This is a genomic window from Candidatus Zixiibacteriota bacterium, assembly GCA_035574315.1.
Taxonomy (GTDB): domain Bacteria; phylum Desulfobacterota; class Binatia; order UBA9968; family UBA9968; genus DATLYW01.
In genome coordinates, this window is record DATLYW010000031.1 from 1 (window position 1) to 18,831 (window position 18,831).

Consider the following 18,831-nt stretch of genomic DNA (forward strand, 5'->3'; position numbering starts at 1 on the left):
TGGGGTGGTGCTGCAGAGAGTATTGACCGACCGAGGGACGGAGTACTGCGGGAATCCAGAGCGGCATGAATATGAGCTCTACCTGGCGCTGGAGGATATCGATCATACGCGCACCAAGGCCCAGAGCCCGCAGACCAACGGCATCTGCGAGCGGTTCCACAAGACCGTGCTCAACGAGTTCTACCGAATCGCGTTTCGCAAAAAGATTTACCGCGGTTTGGAAGAACTCCAGGCGGACCTCGACCAGTGGGTTCGCCATTACAACGAGGAGCGCACGCATCAAGGTCGATGGTGCTACGGCAAGACCCCAATGCAAACCCGATCTGACAGTCGTCGGTTAAGTCCTCGTCGTCAGCCATTGTTTACTCCTACCACTCACGCCGCCAACATTTTTTCTTTCGCCAACGGGACACTATCGAGGAACGTGTTGACTTTTACACATATATCCTTCTCCGGTAAGTCAAAGCCCCGAGCCCCCAAACGGACGGCGTCAGTAGCGCTCGGTTACAAGCGTCCACTAGTTCAAAACCCAGAAACCTAGAAAACCTAGGGTGACACCTTTTGTTGACAGCTTCGTCGAATGACGTCCACCCTTTGCCGAAACTTCGCATCGGATTTGACCCCATAATCACAACGCCGCGTCAACCGTCCACAAAAAGATTGGACCCCTTACGCTTCTAGGTTTGGCATTATTGCCCCATAAGTTTTCGACCGCGAAAAGCGTCCTCGTGGCGTCGGCTGAAAACGATTGTTAGCCCCGCCTAGTTATCGTTGAGGCCGTACTCGCGTGTATGCAGCCGTCGCTTCCAGGAACTTTCGAGTTCGATCATCTCGGGGGTCTTCATATCCGGCGAAACTCGCTGTAGGATGGTAAACCGAAATTTCCGGGGGTTACGTTCCCGAAGTAGGCGATTGTCTCCGTGCCCATGGGCGGCGTAGGTTAACCATCTGCCGAGAAGGTTACTTTCGCCGTAAGCAGAGCCGACGTAGCCTTTCCCGTCCGAAGTGTCGAAGATATAGTAAACGCCCCGCCATTCAGAGAGCCTGGACTTCCACCGCGCAGGGAGTACGCGAAGTTGATCCCATGTGAGGTCTATTGCATCCCATTCCGGCATTGCCGCGTCGAGCACACTCTCCTCAAGGATGGCATGGACTGGCATTTCGTTTTTGGGTCTATGTGCCCAACGGTGCCAGTTTTTGTCAAGTGGGGGCCAGCAAATGATTAGCTTGCCTTTCCAGTGATCGTAGAAGTCGGTGGGTGCGAGATCAAACCAGAGGATCGAGGAACGGGATGATTTCTTCGTGAATCCCTTGTGTCCAAACGACTTCAACTCAACGTTGGCCGGAATCTGCCAGTATTCTTTGGGCGTAATTGGCTTCCATCCCTTGACTGAATACAAACCGACGAACAGAGCTTTGCCGGGCTCGTGTCCGATGAATGCGGCAACATATGCAGCGCGTTTCATTTCCTGCTCAACCTGCTTGGTTTGGGTCTGTTGGTAAGCGTTGAACACGTCCGGTCTTTCGGCAGCCAGCCACGGGAGCACTTTGTTGAGTTCAGCTTCAAGAGGTCGATGCCGGAGCACAAGAACGTGCTGTGGGTCGATGTTTTTATCCAGTAATAGGCCCTTCAAATTCATTTCCAACCTCCCATCGGGATCTGCTCTCTAGCGAGGCGACCGCTCACGTTGACCGGCAGCGGCGAGCGAATGCGAGCCAGCGGTCCGGTCGAACGTGCTGTTGGGCAGCTCATACACGATTTCTGGCAAGGAAGGAACGCACCGTTTCTGCCGTCTCATAGTAGCGGACGAAAACCTGCAGGTTTCCGAGGACATCGTCTCGGGTCAGCGATGGGGGGCTCTCGCGAGGATGTCCAAGTTCGTTCCGTTGCTGGCGGATGAGATCGTACATCGCACCGACCATGATGCCCGCGTTCTCGGGGAATCCGGCGGTCCGGGCAGCCTGGAGCGCTTCGATTTTCGCGCGAACCCAGTCCAGCTTCGGCTTCATGGGGAAGCGTTTCAGGAGGGCGCCGAAGTCCTTCTTTTCCTTCGCGCTGCTCAAGGCGGCGTGAAGAGAGTCACCGAGGAGGAGGAAAACGCGCTCGGCCGCGATCCCGAGCATGACCGCGCTTGCGACGAGGGTGCCTCGGCGCAGGCTATGTAGGCTCTCTGCTAGGTATGCGAGCACGGTGGCATCTGCGCCGGCCACTCGGCCACGAACAAAGTCCAGGTAACCCTCTGGGTCGAAGGCGTTCGGACCGGTGGAGTCGAGCACGGCACGTCCGAACTCGGTAACGTGGAAGAACGGCAGCTTCAGATTCGCGCTATCGGAACCTGGGGCGAGGACGCCCTCTGTCAGGAGCTGCCAGAGCACTTCGTGAAGGTGGAACACGAGAACGTGTTTCCGCTCAGGATTCAAGTGTTCTACGTACTGATCGAATTCCGCGCCACTTGTCGGCAGCTGGTGCCAGGTTGGCTCTCGGCGGAGGCGCTCGAACACCGCCAACCGTAAGAGCCTCATATCCGGCCGCTCAGAGTCGTAAGGGACCTTGCTCATCTACCAACTCGCCGCAGGACTGCCCAACGTTTTGGGTGAGCCGCCCTGGCGGCCTCAACCCAAGGGTTAGGCAATTGTTTCGTCAATTGGACTCATCTCCTTACTTTCAGCGCTCCGACATTCGTGCTTACGGCATCGGACGGGTAGCGGTGAACAATGGGCTTCTCAGAAATGGCTCGATTTCGACATCGACGGGCACGGGTTCTTCACCCTTTAGATGTACTTGGGTATAAGCGGCGTCGATCATGTATTGAGGCCAGTGCGGATGCAAGCAGAACCAGCCCCGCGTGGCCAGAATGAATATCGACTCCTGAAACCGCCCCCAGCCGCTTAGTTCTGTGACGCGCCGGTAGCGGGCGCATGTAGCTCCAAAAGAATCGTCCAGCGTGGCATCATGCTCAATCAAGCGCTGCCGACCGGTCACCATTCTTCCGATGCCTTTTTCCGCTCCTTTTTTCAACCAATCCACGAAAGCAGTCGCGTTCTCGAACGCAGCCGGCGCTTCTGTCCTAGGGTCGCGCAGGTCATAGACGGTAACTCTGGCGGAAACCAAACGGGCATCGACTGCCTGCGTGGGTGGTTTTTCACTAAGCCTCTTTACGAAGCCCACGAGGGGAACCGCGGGATTATCGGACTTCGGCGGCAGGGGAGCAATAAACCAGTTTTCTCCCTTAGGCGGTAGGACGGACAGACCCGGCAAATCCAAGCGCTGCGTCGGATCGCGAATAGGTTTCAGGGTGGGGGCTGTGGCCGCACTTGCTGCGGCAACCAGGCCTAGCCCAAAAAGGAGCGCCGAGATCTGCAGTGCCGCGCTGCGAAGTTTCCCCATGTGCGCCAACCTCTGCCTCTTCATTGATTGGTGATGCCTAACGCCCGCGCTAACCGGCGCCGAGTGAGCGAAGCGAACGAGGGAACCCCAGCCCGCAGGGCGAGGGGCGTACGAGTGCAGCGGGTTGTTAGTTGCCATGTCTGATTTCGACTACCGAGCAACGTAGTCCACCACGCACTTCCTTCCACACAATATTGTGGTGTCCTTTGATTGTCACCTCTTCGTTCTTGGCGCCTGTGGGCTTGGTGATTCGGCCGTGTAGCGGCGTGCCGCCGCGGAAGAATCTGTAGATGCCCTCCTTCGGACCCTCATAGAACAAGCGATCTTCCGAAAAAACGACAAAGCCCGCCAGCGGGAACCCTGCCTCCACCAATTCCTCGGCAAATGCGATGTCCTTGCAGAAGCTAAACATTTGCTCCGGATACTGACCGTTGCGCGGGTACTTCAGCTCCACGGCGAAGCTGAGGCGTCGCCCTGGGTCTGAGAACGCCGAGATGTCGATTTCACGCTTCGTGAACGAAGTGGACCCCGGAAAGAAGTACCCCACGTTCCGTTCAAATTGGATCTTCAGATCAGGAAGCGCTCTTCGTAGAAATATGCCGAGCTCGTGCTGAAGGCTGAACTCGTTGTAGATCTCAACTGAGCCGTCAGCTACCATCGACACAAACGGAACGATGAGGTCCAAAAGTGATTTCATGGCAGCTAACTAATTGTGTACGCTGGTCACCTATGAAAAAGGATGGGGGGCAAACCTAGGGGGTCACTTATTTGTTCTCTTTTATTCTCTTACACCGGGAAAAATCAATAGTTAAAACTCTATGACATTTGATCCGAAAAAAGTACTGGACGCTGCCTCTCCGGTATGCCTTATACTCGCAGCCAGCTTGGTGCCCGAGCTAACAGCCAAGGGAACGGTCTACAGGGCAGTAGTGTCCAGTCGCTAATGGAGGACCGAACATGAAAAGAATCACATTGGTAGCGATCGCGTGGATCGTAGTAATGGTATTTGGGCCTGTACAGGTGCATGCCGACGATCTCACTGTGGCCCCGTTCACGTTCTCGGCCGTTGGCTTGGGCTCCTTCACTCCCGGTGGCGGTCCGGCAGCCCGGGCGCGCTGGGAAAAGGTAGGTGGCGACTGGCAGCTCCACCTCGAGAAGAACGTCCCGACGACCGAATTCGCAGCGGCAGGTGCCCAGCTCAGCCCGGTTATAGGGCTCTCGACCACCGGGTTGACACTGGGTTTCACTGTCGAAAGCGGTTGGTGCGGTGCTGGCGCGCCGCGCTTCAACGTGCGGTTGACCAACGGCGACCTGATTTTTCTCGGCTGCTTTTACGGCAACGATGGCAGCGGGAATGTGAGCTTCACAGGTGGCGGTAACTACGGTGGCCAAGTCCTACCCCTAGGCGAGATTGTCGAAAGTATCTCTATCATCTTTGACGAGGGGAATGATGTGGGACCGGGCTTCGTATACCTGGATGATATTTTCGTGAGCACGGAGACGGCCGGGGCCCCCGGACGTCAGCCATGAACCGAGGCTTCCCTGGGGGATTGGAGCTGGGAACGAAGCTGGGTGAGGCCCGGTAGCGCAAAAGCTCCCGCACGTGACAGGCGGACCCTGTTTACGTCGTCGTTGACAAGGGGGGCAGGTCAGGATCAACCATGGCCGACAACCAAGACTGATCACGACTGTCAGATCAGGTCATGACTTATACACTTTAAAAAAGGGTGATTTTTCCGCAGCCTGCTAATGCACCGGCTGCTTGCTGGCTCGTTGACGCAGGAAATCGAGAAAGGCCTGCGCATCGGGAGATAACGGTCTATCTTTCCGATAGACGATGTAGCTTTTGATCAGTCCTTCCAACTCTCGAACTTTGATGACCTTGAGTTCTCCCCGCTTGATTTCTGGCCTCACCATATCTCGGTGTACGATGCCCAGGCCTGCCCCATTTTTGACAGCCCCTTTAACAGCCTCTGATGTGTCGCAATACATCGCAATGTTTACCTTGATCCCTCTCTTTTCAATATCTCTCAAAAGCTCTTCGGTTCTAGTCATCCTGCCTTTTATTCGCCTCCTGATGACAAAAGCTGCCCGGTTAAGGTCCGCGAGTGTGAACCTTCCCTTCTTCGCAACCGGGTGTCCAGCAGACGCAACGATCACATACTCCTCTCGCCGAAAAGGCATGTAGACGAGGGAGTCAACCCCAGATGGGGCTGTGATAAGTGCGATATCGAGATCTGAGTTTAAAACCATTTTCTCTATTTCATGACTGACATCAGTTCGAAGCGTGGGCAGAACAGTTGGGTGCTTCCTTCGGAACGCAGCCAGGATCGAGGGCAGACACCAGATAGACGGACCATGACTGCCGCCAACCTTCAGCGGTCGCAAGTCACTCTCGATCGACTTACTATGAAAGCTTCTCCTCAGCTCTGAGACTTGTCGGACGACCGATTCCGCAGCGCTCAGGCAGCGTTGCCCCTCTTCTGTGAGTTCAATCCCTCGACCGGCCTTCACATAAAGCTTCGCTTTCAGGTCTTCCTCCAAAAGCTTGAGCTGTTGAGAAACTGAAGGCTCGCTGATGTGTAGCTCTTCTGACGCCTTGCGGAGGTTTAGATGCCTGGCCACCGCAACGAAAATCTCGAGCTGATGCAGGGTCATGTTAATTGTCTAACGAAACCCACTTACACCGGGGAAAATCAATAGTTAAAACCCTATCGCGTTTGATTCGAAAAAAGTACTGGACACTGCCCCGGCACGTATGCCTTACACTCGGCGCCGGACAGGTGTCCCAGGGCTGCAGACGTGTTGACTGGCCGTAGTTGCATTCCTTGGGGAGAGAGGAATACAAGGCCGTACTCTCAGACGCTGGCTCTACGTTACTTGCGAGCACGACGTTAAAGGTGAGAGCCATTACTGCGACGCGTGCCTTTCACGGTATCAGCATCAGCCGCAGCCCAGCAAGCCGACGACACTGACAGCCGCCTGCCGGGCCCGCAGCTTATCGGCCAGCCGTTGGGTGACATTTGGCTTGATGGCTGCAAAGGAGGTGGTGTTCATTGCTTGTATCGAGATATTTCGAATCTGCACCGCAAGCCTATCACCGAAATGAAAGGAAATATGCCATGAAAAAACCGGCAGTTGTGGCGATGACGGCGGCCTTTCTGGGCCTTCTGGTCCTGGGCGGACAGGTGATGGCAGCGCCCAGCATCCATTTGAGCTGGGGAAGCCAAGTCAACCCGGGGCAATGTGACGGGGCTTCGGGGAAGCTAGTCATTAACGTTACCCATCAGGTTACCGGGGACATAGATTCTGGGGTTGGCGGCAACTACTGGGCGTACGACGACTACAATAAGCATATTCAGGTATGGCAGACGGATACGAACACGTTCTGCGCTGACGTCCGGTATCTGGGCTCCTTCGTCACTGTCGCCGGCCGAAGCCCTCAGAACACAGACACCATCGCCGCCGGAATCGAGGGTACCTTCGAAGGAGGATACAGAGCTATCATCATCGGGACCCTCGATCCCGACCCCTTATATCGCACTAGGGGAAGCATCGGCAAATTTGACTACGGCTGCGATGCTGTCACGGGCAACTGCGTGAATCTCTTCAGCTGGCCGGACACATACTTCGCCTCTTATAGCAGTTTCAACCTGGACTGGTGGGGGTGGGTCTACCAGGGTGGCAGCAATGGCACATGGGTCAACTCAATCGACGGCAACCAAGGCGATATCACTGACTGAGGGTGCGGCCAGCCAACTTCCCGACAGCAAGCGTGAGTCGAAGGTATGCAAGCGATAGATAGATTAGGCTTGTGCTGCAACGCTAGACGCGATCCGGACGATTCCAAAGTGGCTGGCACGGCGATTCAGTCAAAACGTTAGCCGAAACGTTTAAGTGTCAAAACCGGTAGCAAGCCGGGTTCAACAGAAAAAGGACGGTCGAATGGAACACTTCAAGATGCGATGGCAAACGTGGCTGGTTGGAGCGGTGGTGGGAGTCTTAGCCCTGACGGCTAGGCCGGCGATAGCAGCAACCCTGGTAGTGGATGACGATGGATTCGCAACGGCCACCGACTGCGATGCGGCGATCGGGACATACAGCACCATCGGGGCGGCAGTGACGGCAGCTGCTGTGGGAGACACGATTCTCGTCTGCCCCGGGACGTATACCGAGCAGGTGACCGTGACCAAAAACAACTTGACCCTGCAGTCCGTGACGCCGCTGGCGGCGATCATCCAGGCACCGGCATCTATGGCGGACCCAAAGGCCATCGTCCGGGTGAACGGAGCCACGGGCATCTCGATCCTGGACTTTACGATCTCCGGCCCTGGCGGTGGCGGGTGCGATAGCATCCGGTACGGGGTTCGAATCGATGGCGGCGGATCGGCTACGCTCGACGGGAACAGGATCAAGGACATCCGGGATAATCCCCTTAGCGGGTGTCAGAACGGGATCGGCATCCTGATAGGCCGCGCTTTCGAGAGCACGACCGGAAGCGCAACCGTCACGGATAACGAGATCGTCGGGTACCAGAAGGGCGGGAGCGTCGTGGACAATGCGGGTTCTAACGCAGTGATCTCCTGGAACCAAGTGGTCGGCGCTGGTCCGACAGAGATCATCGGGCAGAACGGGATTCAATTGAGCCGGGGGGCGACAGCCACGATTGCCGATAACGAAGTCAGGAACAACTTTTACCTGAACAGCCGCGCCGCTGACCCAGGGTGCCCCTTTGCGACACCCGTCGACCCGCCTCCGTCGCCGTTTCCCGTAGGAAGCTGCCTTGTCACTGCCACGGGAATCCTGTTCTTCCAGTCGGGCAGTCCCGGCGATCAGGGGCAACTGAATTCAGAGAACACCCTACGCCGGAACCAGGTCAACGCGCTCGTGATCCCGTAGCTGTCCGGGCAGCAAGATTAGAGCGGTTAGACGTGGCCATGAACCCGACGGCGGGCGGCGAGCGTTTCGCAGGCCCGGGTTTGCCCGCCGCGGGTTATGGCCAGCGTTCGCCTGACAGAGCTTCGCAGCCGTTTCGGCGCTTGCGCGCCGCACATCCGGCGATTTTTCCGCCGCTCCACCGTGGCCGTCGCGGACAGGGCGACGGCCCGGCTGGCAGCTTCCCTGAGCCAGGAAAGTACTCAGGATGCGTCCGAATGATAATCACTCATGCCGGCGGTTCAGCCGGTTCGGTCGGCGAAACCCGAGGTTCGGTTCGGCGAAGCCCGTGGTTCAGTGTGGGCAGGTTGTGGGCAGGTGAACGGTAAAAAGCGCCCCAACGGGGGCCAAACGGCCCATTGTTTTTCTTGGATTTTTTCGGCTGATGATGGATGAATTCTCGTTGCCCGAAAATTCGTAATCAGTAGGTCGCCGGTTCGAGTCCGGCGGGTGGCTCCAGATTTTTCCGCAAGGGTCGGCAGCTGCTTACGCCGAAACCGTTTTGCAAACAGCTCGCAAGGGCTGTGCACGACCCACAACCCTACCCAACCCGACTCGGTCCGCCGAAAAGCGCCGGACCGGTACATTATAATTATAAAGGTAGTAGCCAAACAGGACATTGGAGGTGGTTCCCAGGAAATTAAGAAAGCTTCTGGCGATCGACGACGCTCGAACGCAAAGGAACGCCCTTGATCGCCTGAAATTTCCGCAACGCCTTCTTTTCAAGGAACCGCCGGCCGGCTGCCCGAGGTCGTTTGCGCGCACTTGTAAGCAGTCTTCCGGGCTCATCGCTACGGCTCATTGCCCGACGAAAACCGATGAGTCCGCCCGCGCGACGCTTCCACGTTTCGAGAATTCTCGAAACGTGGACACGAATGGAAAACCGTTATTTCGGTACGGGAAGGGGAGCCGACGCCGTTATTTCTGGACTGACAGTCGCACCAGGAGAGATGCCGTATCGGATGAAAAACCCCCTGGCTGAATCGGAACAACAAGCCTTGGCCTCGTTCGGATAAGCTCTTCAGTCCTTCCTGGGCGGGAACCGGTTATCGTTACGTCTTTTCCGCAAACATTCGGCCATCATCTCCCGCTGTAATCGGCGTTTCGTTACGACGGGCAACGTAGGAAAGCAAACAGCCGTCTTTCTCAATGCTGCTCTTCGAGCTTCTTTCTGGCCTCTTCGATTCTTCGGCGACGTTCGATCTCGGCCTGGATCATCTCTTCGCCCGAGGCGATGCTGTTGAACTCGGTGCACCCGCAGAGCCCTCGCAGACCGGACAGCCCCGGCCATAAGTGCGGGTCTTGGTTTCCGTCGTCGACCATCCTTCCAGGCCCCGCGCTCAATGCGGCATGCCAGAGTCGAGCCAGCATTGCGTCGACATGCAAACGCCGCGAATCGGCTCGTGGCGACCCGTCACCGCGGTTGCCAAGGTCCCGAATTTCGGACAGCGCTAACGAGAAGGACGATCATGCCTTGACCCCCGCACTGCCTCCCATCCTTCCAAGGACAGGAAGCGAGATGAGAGACGGCTGCTGCCGTAGAGGTACAGCGATTAGCCACCCTGTCAGCCGGATATCCAAGTTGACCCCACACTACAGCCGATCAGCTTGTCGGAGACAGCCCAACTCCAGGACAATTCGGCCGAGCACGGGTTGGTCTAGTTGACGCAATGTCGCGCGGCGCTGTTCAGGCGGCGGACAGGAGACGTGCTGTCGCTGTCGGTAGGGTCGTCTCACGGTCCAATGCTCGGCACGGATCTCTCGGTGCCTCACTATTTCACGGTTATCGGGTGATCCACCACCGCGTTGTAGAGGTAGCCCTGTTGATTAAACGGAACTCCGTCGGGCTGTGTGTTTGCCTTTTCGTCCGTGGCGCGGATGCGGATGGTATACTTCCCGGGCTTGGGCTCCCAGTCAAAATCCCAGCGCACCCAGGCAGCAGCGATGTTCGGCTCCCTCAACCTCGCTGTTTGCCAGCTCTTACCCTGGTCCAGGGTGTACTCGACCTTTGCGATTTTTCCAAAAGGAGACCAGCTCCGGCCTCGAACCAGGCGTCGCATCGACGTGATTTCTCCGCCCCAGGGAAGCTCCAGCGCGCTTTTCAGGTTCTGGTTAGAAAGGACGGGACCTTTGGAAGGAGGCTCGGGCTTGTAGTCGGGCCCGATGAGCACATAGGTGTCAGTGTTCCACGAAGAAAAAAGCGGTTTCTCCGAGACTTCGATTCGTCCCACCCACTTGATATTGGCGACGCCGATCCACCCCGGAACGAGCGCCCGGACAGGGAAACCGTGATCCGGCGGCAGCGGCTGCCCGTTCATCGCATAGACAAGCAATGTATCTCCCTCCAGGGCCTTGGCGACTGACATCGGGCGCCGAACCTTGAGATCGTCTAACCCTTCCGGCATCACGTCTCTTGCGCTGTTCTTAAGTCCCGCGCGATTCAGAACCTCGGCCAGAGGCACACCGGTCCATTCCGCCACACCAACGGCTCCGAGCTTCCACTGGGTTCCATCCGCTTTCTTGCCATGAGTCGCTTCAAAAAAACTGCGCCCGTTCCCGGCGCATTCGACATAGCGGATCACCGATACCGAGGGCAGGGAAATGAGCTCATCGTATGTCAGCTCTATGGGCTTCTGAATCCCCGAGCCTTCAACCCGCAACCGCCATTTTTTAGGGTCCACCAGCGGCGTTCTCGTGTGATTGCGCACGAAGAACAGCTCATTGGGAACCACATAACCGCGCTCGTACATCCTCTCCCAACGCATCTCCTTGTTGCTGCCAAAATCATTAAACAGATCTTTAGGCGTAGGCTTGATTACAGGGGTCGGAGCTACTTGAGCCCAAGCCTTGGAGCTGAACCGGCCGCCTAAACTCGCCGCCGCACCCCCCGCCACCAGGATCTGAAAAAATCGGCGCCGCGACACGCCAAGCTCCTTGGAGCGCCGCCAAACGTACTCGTCAGCACGAGACTGTAAATAGTCTTCTTCTCGGGTCAGCTTTTCGTATTCCATGAACCAGCCCTCCTTAGCCGGTATTTCCGAGCCTATCTCTTACACAAACTCCGTATGAATTTGACAAGCTCTCGGATCTGCGGATCGCTCAGAGAATCCCCCCACGCCGGCATCACGGTCGAGCGTCCGGCGCTCTGGCCTCCTCCCTTGATAATCTTAAAAAGGATATCGTCGGAATCCTTAGCCATAGCCTGGCAGTTAGTGAAATCAGCCGGCTTGGGCTCAAGTCCCTGCGCGCTTGGACCATCCCCCTTTCCGCTCACACCATGGCACACCGAGCACAGTTCCTGAAAAAGGACAGCGGCTTTCTCTGCAGCCCAAAGCAATTGGGGAATGAGCCCATTCAGGCAAAAGAGGACAAGAAAAACGCCGGCGATAGCCTGACTCCTAGCCATCTTCCTCTCCAAGCCGCTTCGTGTCGTTTCGCCACACCCGTTTGTCAGTGCAACCCTCTGCAATCGTTTCATTTCGCGCAAGAGCGATTTTCTTCGTGCACTCTGACCCGGGCTCCCGTGGCCGCGCCGCCAGCGAATGCAGGCGATCAGATCCATCATCTCGTTGCCTTCAAAATTTGGCCGCCCACGCCAAAGTCGCGCATCTTTTCCTCCATTTTCAGCGGGGCTCCACATCAGTTCAAACCACAGATACGGGCGATCGTACTGCCTCCCCTGCCGCCAATGCCGTGACACGTCGCGCGGCCGAACAGCCTCTCACCACGTCTAGCATCACCGGGCGGGTCGAGCAACGAAATCCCCTTCTGCTTTCCATCTTCCTCATCCCCGAGCGCGCACGGGGTTATGCGACGAGGGGGCGGCGGCGCTGGAACTGGAGTATCCACATGGGGGTGGAATCCGGCAGGCCGAGATCGGACGGCTACCCGAACCATGACGGCACCCAATTTTTTCTCGGCGACGCCTTTACCCTGCACGTCAAGGACTGAAACTGCTGCGAGAATTGAGCCGTCTAACATGGCCCTATCTTAGCCTACCAATGCGTTCCTTTTTCTCCTTCGTACTGCCTGCGACGCACTTGTGAAAGACAGTCCTTGAAGGTTCCTCATCGTTCTTATCGGGAGGCTGTACGTTTACGAGCCTGCCACATCCGTGGCTGTTTGATTGCTCTTGCTCATCCGGGCCTCCGACCTCGTTCCGGCCTGTTCGTTGACCCGTCTTTGCGGCAGGTAATGGAACCGAGCGTATTTCCGCTGAGGGGGTAAACCGCTTCGGTGGCTTGTAGCGAGTGACTGCCGATTGAAAGCCAAGGATGATGGCCGGTATGAGAGCCGTGACTTTGCCAATGTCGGGCCACGTGAACACCTTTGAATCTCCGTGACGCGGCTCCGGGGACAAATCTCCTTTTTTCGGAGCCGGTTCCACGGATTCGACTTTGTAGTCCACTATAACGATCAGTTCGCGTGATTTGTCGGTCATAACTCTAAGAACCATTCATCCGCTCAAATATCGATCGGCGAGCGGGACGGCGCCGGCACGAGCATCCTCCGGCACACGGCGCATTTCGCGCCGTGCGGCCAGGCGTCCCGAACCGAGTAGACCGGGATATCGAACGCCTCGTGATGGTCGCGGCAGAGCGGCGCCCCCTCGGTCTCCCGCTTGCAGGCCAGCGGGGTTCGCACCGCCTTCAAATCGTGCCCGTTGACCTTCTGCTCTATCGGTTGTCCGCCGAGCATGTGCCGTCCCCCCTGGATGTGACCGGCGCCAGGCCCTTCGGTCGCCAGCGGGGCATGAATTCCTGCGGGATTCCGATGAAGGCGCTGTTCCAGCGGCATCCCAGGAACTTGCGACTGACCCCCCGGACCGAGACCCAGGCCGTCACGGGAATGCCCCACATCTCCACCGCGATCCGGTCGGAAGCCTGCTTTCCGACGCCCGCGTCGAGCATCGCCTGAAGCGCGCGCCGGCATGCTTCGCGGTCTGCGGTTCGGCCGCTGCCGTAGGGACGCACGGTCGCAGCCGCCGCCCACAGCGCGGCGCGCGCTTCCATCACCTTGTCCAGATCGAAAGATCGTCGTCTTTTCCTGCGCATCCTCGCCTCCAGTGTCGGTCGGCCGGGCACCCGCCAAGCCCTAAGTATCCCTCCGGCAGCAGGATCGCGGTGGCGCTCCTGTCCGCCTCGGTTCGTCTCCTTCACCGCCCCCAAATCTGCTCGTGCAGAACCATCGCTCTTCCCAAAACGAAAAAACCGCCTCGACGCATCTGGCATCGGGCGGTCCCTTGTTTCGGCGCTTGCGCGCCGCACATCCGGCGATTTTTCTGCCGCTCCACCGTGGCCGTCGCGGACAGGGCGACGGCTCGGTTGGCAACTTCCCTGAGCCAGGGAAGTACTCTCGATGCGTTCGAGGCTAATCATAATCGGCCCACCGGCGGTGTCGAACGGAACCGCGGCGGCAGAGCCTGGCGGGGTTAAATCATCGGCTTATGTCACGGATGTCGATGGATGGCACCGGTCATCGGCACTTTTAGGAGCGCTTCGGAAACCTGCGGTAGTTCTTCGTAGCTGGCATCGCCGTTGCTGCCGACTCACGGGCGAAGGAATTATGCTCGTGAAAAAAACTTGCTCCGGCACGTCTACGCTTGCCTGCCTTCTACTGCTTTGCGCTGCCTTCTTGCAGCTTAGCTCCGCGCCAGTCCTTGGCCAGGGATCCAGGGCTCAGCTCAGAAGGGTCAGCCATGTCGTCGACGGCGACACGATCGTTCTGGAGAACGGAGAGAAGGTACGGTTGATTGGCGTCGATACGCCGGAGACGCGTCATCCGCAACGGCCCGTGGAGCGCTTCGGGAAAGAGGCGAGCGCCTTTACTAAGAGTCTCCTGGAAGGCCAGAGGGTTCTGATAGAAACCGATCCCGCAAATTCGCACCTCGGTCACAAGGACAAATACGGCCGAACCTTGGCATACGTATGGACGGAGCAGGGAAAGCTCGTCAACGCCGAAATCATCCGACAAGGCTACGGTCACGCTTTGACGCGATATCCGTTCAAATATCTTCCTGAGTTCAGAGATTTGGAAAGGCATGCGCGGGAACAGGGGAATGGATTATGGTCGGTCTACGCCGAGAACTTGCCCGGTCCCCGCGATGCTGGATCAGGAGCAGTCCGGCGTTCTGTTAACCGAACTCGAGCCGCTCATTCACCGCAGCCTCAACCGGCTCCAAACAGGACTCCGGAAAGCGCAACGTCGGACGTAGAAGCTCGGGAAAACCGCTCTCCAGACGGGAGCCAGTACGATGCGCCGGTCATCGACCGCACTCCCGCCGGCCAACCGATCTACCAAGGACCGTGCGGCGGGCGGTATCACATAACGTCCGGCGGCCGCAAAAGCTACCATCCGAGACCGGGGAGCTGATCTTCATCCGGCAGCGGTCGCGGTCCCTAGCCGTTCGGGCAGTCACGTTTTCCCGGCGGTTGCGGGCGACCGCTCGTGTCCGATCAATACTCGAGCGCCTTGCGGCGCGACACTCACCCCGGTCCTGCAAAGTCGCGCTGCCGGATAAAAACTTCCATTCCGCCGCGCGATCGTTAGAATAGATCTGGTTGGATGGTTCTTCAGGCCGCGAACGCGGCTGGAAGGGCGCCTAAACGAAACCCGAAGGCGGATGTTTCGACGTATCGGCGTGTTGATCTTCGCGGCCGCGATGCTGTGGCCGGGCGGCAAAATGGGCCTTGCCGCCGAGATCGAGCACCGGTTCGGGACCGCCATCCTGTCCGTCGTCGTCCCGGACGAGCAGATCGCCGTTGCGGCCGACAGCAAGGCGATCGGGATCACGGCCGCGGGCGAGCAGAAAATCCTTTCCGAGTGCAAGGTACGCCGCATCGGCGAGAACGTCTTTTTCTCCGCGACCGGCCTCTGGAGCTCGCAAAACAGCAGCCTCACCACCATCATCGGGGGGAGCTTCCAGGAGGCGCGCAAAGCCCGAGAAGCGATCCTGCTGATAGAAAAGCGAGTTCAAAGCTATCTGGCGCAGGCGCTCGCCAACGTGCGGGCCCGGTCTCCGGAGAGCTTCAGGAAGTGGTTCGACTACCTGCGGCGCTCGTCGATCATCCTCTTCGGCCTGCAGAACGGATCGCTCTTTCTCTATACCAGCGAATTCGCGTTGACCGACGGCCCCGAGCGGATCCACGTCGAGGTGACGCGTTACGAGTGTCCCGGCAGCTCGTGCCCCTCCGGACACACCACGCTCGCTTTTTACGGCCACACCAAGGGTCTGGACGAATACTTCCGGAAGCGGAGAGGATCCGAGATCGACATGGCCTGGATACGCAACGCCATGGAATGGGCCATCCGGGCCGAGCCCCAGTTCGTCGGCCCGCCGGTCGACATCCTGAGGATCAACAAGACCGGCGCCCGGTGGGTCCAGGCGAAGGCGGAGTGCCGTTGATCGGCCTACCCGCCTGGGCTCGACGGAATCGCTACGGTAAAGGTTGCGCCCTTGCCGAGCTCGCTTCGAACCGCGACCCTGCCGCCGAGCAGCTCGGCTAGCCGCTTGACGATGTAAAGCCCCAGGCCCATTCCCCCGTAGGTTCTCGTTTCCGAGCTGTCCACCTGGTAGAACTTCTCGAAGATCGCCTCCGCCTTGGCCGGATCGATGCCGATACCCGTGTCCGCGACCGAGAATTCCGTGCGGTCGGCTTCAGGAAAATGGGCGGCGGAGACCGTCACGCATCCGCGCTCGGTGAACTTGATCGCGTTGTCGATCAGGTTCTGCAGAATCGAGCGCAGCTTATCGCCGTCGGCGCGGAGAGGCGGCATGCCGGCCTGGACCTTCCATTCGAGGCGGACGCCGGGACGCGGCAGCAGGTCGTAGGACGATTTCAGGTCGTTCATCAGATCGAGGACGTCCACTTCGCGCCGCTCCGCCGCGACGGCACCGGCCTCGATCTTGGTGGCGAGCAGGATGCTGTCGATCATCGACAGCAGCTTGTGCGTCTGCTTGACGATCTTCAGGATCGCGTTCTCCATCTCGGTGTTCACCTGCCCGAACATGCCCTTGCGGATGAGCTCGGTGTAGCCCATGACCACGTTCAACGGCGTCCGCAGCTCGTGCGACATCACGCTCAGGAACTCGTCCTTGGTCCGGTTGGCCTTTTCCAGATCGGCGGTCTTGCGCCTCAGTCGCGCAAAGATGCTCGCGTTCTCCACCGCGATCCCGAGGTGATAGGCGATGGCGTTGATCAACTGCAGCTCGTTCGGCGAGAACGCGTGAGGCTCGCTCTTGACGAGATTCATGACGCCGAGGGTTTCTCCCCTGACGCGCAGCGGGATGAAAAACGACGCCCTGAAGCCCGCCTGGAGCATGAGCCTCGCCTTCGCCATGCGCTGGTACGCGGGATCGTTGCGCATGTCTTCGAACGTCAGCGTCCGGCCGCTTTCGATCACCTCGCCCACCAGCCCCTCCCCCGGCCGGTAGCTGGCCGGGGCGACGAAGTCCGGGGGAAAGCCTTCCTGCGCCGCAAGCCGGATCTCGCGGGTTTCGTCGTCGACGATGTAGATGCGCGCCGCGGTAAAGCCGAAGATCTCCAGGACCTTGCGCATACTCTGGTGCAGCAGCGCGTGGACGTCGAGAACTCCCGCGGCGATCGCCGCGACGGAATAGAGGGCGGAGAGTTCCTTGGCCTTCTCGGCGGTCTGCTGGTAAAGGGTCGCATTCTCGACGGCGATCGCCACCCCGTTGCACAGCGTGATCAGCAGGTCGATATCCTCGATGCCGAGGCGCCTGCTTTCCTTTCCGACGCAAACCAGGGCCCCCCATGCTCTCAACTTGCTTCGGATCGGGATCGCCGCGAAAAACCTGACGCCTTCCTTTCTCGCCCGCCCGCTCCGGCTCAACCGGTCGTAGCGCGGATCGATCTGGAGATCCTCGAAAACCAGTGGATCGCCCGTCTTCGCTGCTTTCCCGATGCAGCCCGCCCCGCTGCGGATCGCCTTTGCCGCTGGCAGCAGGCCCGGAAAGGTGTCGAAAGCGGCCCTGAGATGGAGCGACTCCATGGCATCGTCGAAAAGATAGATCCGGGTGCCGTCGAAGCGAAACAGTTCGAGGATCGACCGAGCGGCCTCCTCGAGCGTCGCCGCCAGATCGAGCGATTGCGTCGTCGCCGTCGTGAGGACGTTGATTGCCGTGAGGCGCTTGAGATGCTGCTCCGCCTTCAGCTCGGCTCGCTTTTTCTCGGTGATGTCGATCGCGGCTCCGATCACTGCCGGCTTACCGCGGAACCGAATCAGGCCCCCGCTGTAATCCAGCCATCGCTCCTCGCCGTCCTTGCGGACGATCTTCACCTCATAGCGCGGCGGTACGCTCGAACCCTTCTGGCGCGCCAGCCCTCGTTCCCGCACGAGCTCGCGGAAATCGGGATGGAGGATGTGCCAGAAGTCCATCCCGAGCAGCTCTCTGCGCGTGTAGCCGGTCACCGCCTCGGCGGCCGGATTGACCAGACGGTTCTTGTCACGCTGAAAGATGAAGATCGCGGCCGGGACGTTGTCGATCAGCCGTTGGATGGAGCCCTCGGCGCTTAGCACCCGCTTGCTGCGAAGCCGGGATTCCGGCGTCGCCCCGCGTGGGACAAGGCAGCGGGGCCGGGGGGTCTTCTTCGAGCGCCTTGCCATCGGGCTTGCTTGCCGCATCGCGCGAGCGCGGCCCGCGCCTCAGTCAGCCTTCACGGATCGAAAGCATCGTTCGATCGTCGCCTGGAGAACCCTGGGAGAGACGGGCTTGGGCACGAGCGCCAGCATGCCGGCCTCGGCGACCCGGCTCCTGTACTCGTCTTCCGGAAACGCCGTATGGGCGACGATGGGTATATCGCGCGTTTGCGGATCGTTCTTGAGCCGGCTCGCGGTCTGAAACCCGCTCATCCCGGGAAGCGCGAGATCCAGGATGATGAGGTCGGGCCGCTCCGCCAGAGCCATGCCGATCGCCGCTTCCCCGGTTTCCGCCTCGAGCGGCTCATAGCCCAGCCACTTGAGGTGGAGCGCGATCATCTCCCGGCAATCGGGATTGTCCTCGACCACAAGGATTCTGTACGGCATCAGACCTCCTTGGAGTAAAGAATTCCCCTGGGCCCCTCACGGGTCGCTCTTGGCCTCCTTGAGTCGGGTCAACACGTCCTCGAGCGCGGCCAGCAGGGCCCCCCGCGTGCGGTCGATGTAATGGCGGCGGATCTGCCTCGTGATGGCCCCGTAATCTTTTTCCAGCTTCTTTCCGACGATGATCTTTCTCAGGACCTCGTTGCCGTGCGGAGGAACGGTGGTACAAGAAACCTCGAGAATCGTCCCGCTCTCCCGGTCGAGCTCCAGCCCGAGACCGAGGACGTTGTAGACGTGCTTCGCCGTGGTCCCCTCGGGAAGCCGTCCGTATCCCACGACGTAGAGGACGTCTCCGTTGCTTCTCTTAGCCATTTGCCAGCCTCCGAAACATAAAGATTCGGACGAACAGCGACAGCCCCACTGTAAACCGCACTGGGATTTATTCACTGGGCGCGGCCGAGCGC

17 protein-coding genes and 1 pseudogene are annotated in these 18,831 nt (G+C 58.9%); 6 read left to right on the forward strand and 12 right to left on the reverse strand.

Features of this window, described 5'->3' with window-relative positions:
* Nucleotides 1–340: pseudogene (locus VNN77_10210) on the forward strand (integrase core domain-containing protein).
* Between the two features lie 421 nt (nucleotides 341–761).
* Here the strand turns inward: VNN77_10210 and VNN77_10215 are convergent.
* From VNN77_10215 to VNN77_10230, 4 genes are all read right to left on the reverse strand, one after another.
* Complete coding sequence (locus VNN77_10215) at nucleotides 762–1,640, reverse strand: GIY-YIG nuclease family protein (protein HXG51766.1); 879 nt, start codon at nucleotides 1,638–1,640, stop codon at nucleotides 762–764.
* A gap of 109 nt (nucleotides 1,641–1,749) precedes the next feature.
* The gene (locus VNN77_10220) at nucleotides 1,750–2,508 is read right to left on the reverse strand and encodes a hypothetical protein (GenBank protein ID HXG51767.1); all 759 of its coding nucleotides are present in this window, start codon (nucleotides 2,506–2,508) and stop codon (nucleotides 1,750–1,752) included.
* 178 nt (nucleotides 2,509–2,686) lie between these two features.
* Nucleotides 2,687–3,388: a hypothetical protein gene (locus VNN77_10225; GenBank protein HXG51768.1), complete on the reverse strand. Its 702-nt coding sequence runs from the start codon at nucleotides 3,386–3,388 to the stop codon at nucleotides 2,687–2,689.
* Nucleotides 3,389–3,515: 127 nt separating this feature from the next.
* On the reverse strand, nucleotides 3,516–4,073 hold the full coding sequence (locus VNN77_10230) for a hypothetical protein (GenBank protein ID HXG51769.1): 558 nt from the start codon (nucleotides 4,071–4,073) through the stop codon (nucleotides 3,516–3,518).
* 272 nt (nucleotides 4,074–4,345) lie between these two features.
* Between VNN77_10230 and VNN77_10235 the strand changes: the two genes are divergently transcribed.
* Complete coding sequence (locus VNN77_10235; GenBank protein ID HXG51770.1) at nucleotides 4,346–4,918, forward strand: hypothetical protein; 573 nt, start codon at nucleotides 4,346–4,348, stop codon at nucleotides 4,916–4,918.
* A gap of 216 nt (nucleotides 4,919–5,134) precedes the next feature.
* Here the strand turns inward: VNN77_10235 and VNN77_10240 are convergent, their stop codons facing one another.
* Complete coding sequence (locus VNN77_10240; GenBank protein HXG51771.1) at nucleotides 5,135–6,046, reverse strand: LysR family transcriptional regulator; 912 nt, start codon at nucleotides 6,044–6,046, stop codon at nucleotides 5,135–5,137.
* 464 nt (nucleotides 6,047–6,510) lie between these two features.
* Between VNN77_10240 and VNN77_10245 the strand changes: the two genes are divergently transcribed.
* Together VNN77_10245 and VNN77_10250 are read left to right on the forward strand one after the other, a co-directional pair.
* On the forward strand, nucleotides 6,511–7,131 hold the full coding sequence (locus VNN77_10245) for a hypothetical protein (GenBank protein ID HXG51772.1): 621 nt from the start codon (nucleotides 6,511–6,513) through the stop codon (nucleotides 7,129–7,131).
* Nucleotides 7,132–7,333: 202 nt separating this feature from the next.
* A complete protein-coding gene (locus VNN77_10250; protein ID HXG51773.1) occupies nucleotides 7,334–8,287 on the forward strand; it encodes a right-handed parallel beta-helix repeat-containing protein in 954 nt (317 codons plus the stop codon).
* A 1,182-nt stretch (nucleotides 8,288–9,469) separates the two neighbouring features.
* Here the strand turns inward: VNN77_10250 and VNN77_10255 are convergent.
* The 4 genes from VNN77_10255 to VNN77_10270 form a co-directional block, all read right to left on the reverse strand.
* Entirely contained in the window at nucleotides 9,470–9,646 is a 177-nt protein-coding gene (locus VNN77_10255; protein ID HXG51774.1) for a hypothetical protein, read from the reverse strand.
* 449 nt (nucleotides 9,647–10,095) lie between these two features.
* Nucleotides 10,096–11,334 carry a sulfite oxidase gene (locus VNN77_10260; GenBank protein ID HXG51775.1) on the reverse strand — a complete coding sequence of 413 codons (1,239 nt, stop codon included), beginning with the start codon at nucleotides 11,332–11,334 and terminating at the stop codon, nucleotides 10,096–10,098.
* 1,453 nt (nucleotides 11,335–12,787) lie between these two features.
* Nucleotides 12,788–13,021 carry a hypothetical protein gene (locus VNN77_10265; GenBank protein ID HXG51776.1) on the reverse strand — a complete coding sequence of 78 codons (234 nt, stop codon included), beginning with the start codon at nucleotides 13,019–13,021 and terminating at the stop codon, nucleotides 12,788–12,790.
* Nucleotides 13,000–13,377, reverse strand: coding sequence for a hypothetical protein (locus VNN77_10270; protein ID HXG51777.1), 378 nt, complete (start codon nucleotides 13,375–13,377; stop codon nucleotides 13,000–13,002). The genes VNN77_10265 and VNN77_10270 overlap by 22 nt, the downstream gene beginning before the upstream one ends.
* Before the next feature lie 511 nt (nucleotides 13,378–13,888).
* On the opposite strand from VNN77_10270, the gene VNN77_10275 reads away from it, so the two are divergent.
* Both VNN77_10275 and VNN77_10280 read left to right on the forward strand, forming a co-directional pair.
* Nucleotides 13,889–14,695, forward strand: a complete 807-nt coding sequence (locus VNN77_10275; GenBank protein HXG51778.1) for a thermonuclease family protein — start codon at nucleotides 13,889–13,891, stop codon at nucleotides 14,693–14,695.
* Between the two features lie 250 nt (nucleotides 14,696–14,945).
* Entirely contained in the window at nucleotides 14,946–15,728 is a 783-nt protein-coding gene (locus VNN77_10280; protein HXG51779.1) for a hypothetical protein, read from the forward strand.
* A gap of 5 nt (nucleotides 15,729–15,733) precedes the next feature.
* On the opposite strand, the gene VNN77_10285 is transcribed toward VNN77_10280, so the two are convergent.
* From VNN77_10285 to VNN77_10295, 3 genes are all read right to left on the reverse strand, one after another.
* Nucleotides 15,734–17,863 carry a GAF domain-containing protein gene (locus tag VNN77_10285; GenBank protein ID HXG51780.1) on the reverse strand — a complete coding sequence of 710 codons (2,130 nt, stop codon included), beginning with the start codon at nucleotides 17,861–17,863 and terminating at the stop codon, nucleotides 15,734–15,736.
* A 126-nt stretch (nucleotides 17,864–17,989) separates the two neighbouring features.
* Nucleotides 17,990–18,370, reverse strand: coding sequence for a response regulator (locus VNN77_10290; GenBank protein ID HXG51781.1), 381 nt, complete (start codon nucleotides 18,368–18,370; stop codon nucleotides 17,990–17,992).
* 36 nt (nucleotides 18,371–18,406) lie between these two features.
* Nucleotides 18,407–18,739 (reverse strand): DUF3870 domain-containing protein, encoded by a 333-nt coding sequence (locus VNN77_10295; protein HXG51782.1) that lies wholly within the window; start codon nucleotides 18,737–18,739, stop codon nucleotides 18,407–18,409.
* Nucleotides 18,740–18,831 lie beyond the last annotated feature (92 nt).

Bases quoted from the DNA above. Each gene is read 5' to 3' on its own strand.
- VNN77_10215 (HXG51766.1), bottom strand. From the start codon at position 1,640: ATGAATTTGAAGGGCCTATTACTGGATAAAAACATCGACCCACAGCAC.
- VNN77_10225 (HXG51768.1), bottom strand. From the start codon at position 3,388: ATGGGGAAACTTCGCAGCGCGGCACTGCAGATCTCGGCGCTCCTTTTT.
- VNN77_10235 (HXG51770.1), top strand. From the start codon at position 4,346: ATGAAAAGAATCACATTGGTAGCGATCGCGTGGATCGTAGTAATGGTA.
- VNN77_10240 (HXG51771.1), bottom strand. From the start codon at position 6,046: ATGACCCTGCATCAGCTCGAGATTTTCGTTGCGGTGGCCAGGCATCTA.
- VNN77_10245 (HXG51772.1), top strand. From the start codon at position 6,511: ATGAAAAAACCGGCAGTTGTGGCGATGACGGCGGCCTTTCTGGGCCTT.
- VNN77_10250 (HXG51773.1), top strand. From the start codon at position 7,334: ATGGAACACTTCAAGATGCGATGGCAAACGTGGCTGGTTGGAGCGGTG.
- VNN77_10255 (HXG51774.1), bottom strand. From the start codon at position 9,646: ATGGTCGACGACGGAAACCAAGACCCGCACTTATGGCCGGGGCTGTCC.
- VNN77_10260 (HXG51775.1), bottom strand. From the start codon at position 11,334: ATGGAATACGAAAAGCTGACCCGAGAAGAAGACTATTTACAGTCTCGT.
- VNN77_10265 (HXG51776.1), bottom strand. From the start codon at position 13,021: ATGCTCGGCGGACAACCGATAGAGCAGAAGGTCAACGGGCACGATTTG.
- VNN77_10270 (HXG51777.1), bottom strand. From the start codon at position 13,377: ATGCGCAGGAAAAGACGACGATCTTTCGATCTGGACAAGGTGATGGAA.
- VNN77_10275 (HXG51778.1), top strand. From the start codon at position 13,889: ATGCTCGTGAAAAAAACTTGCTCCGGCACGTCTACGCTTGCCTGCCTT.
- VNN77_10280 (HXG51779.1), top strand. From the start codon at position 14,946: ATGTTTCGACGTATCGGCGTGTTGATCTTCGCGGCCGCGATGCTGTGG.
- VNN77_10290 (HXG51781.1), bottom strand. From the start codon at position 18,370: ATGCCGTACAGAATCCTTGTGGTCGAGGACAATCCCGATTGCCGGGAG.
- VNN77_10295 (HXG51782.1), bottom strand. From the start codon at position 18,739: ATGGCTAAGAGAAGCAACGGAGACGTCCTCTACGTCGTGGGATACGGA.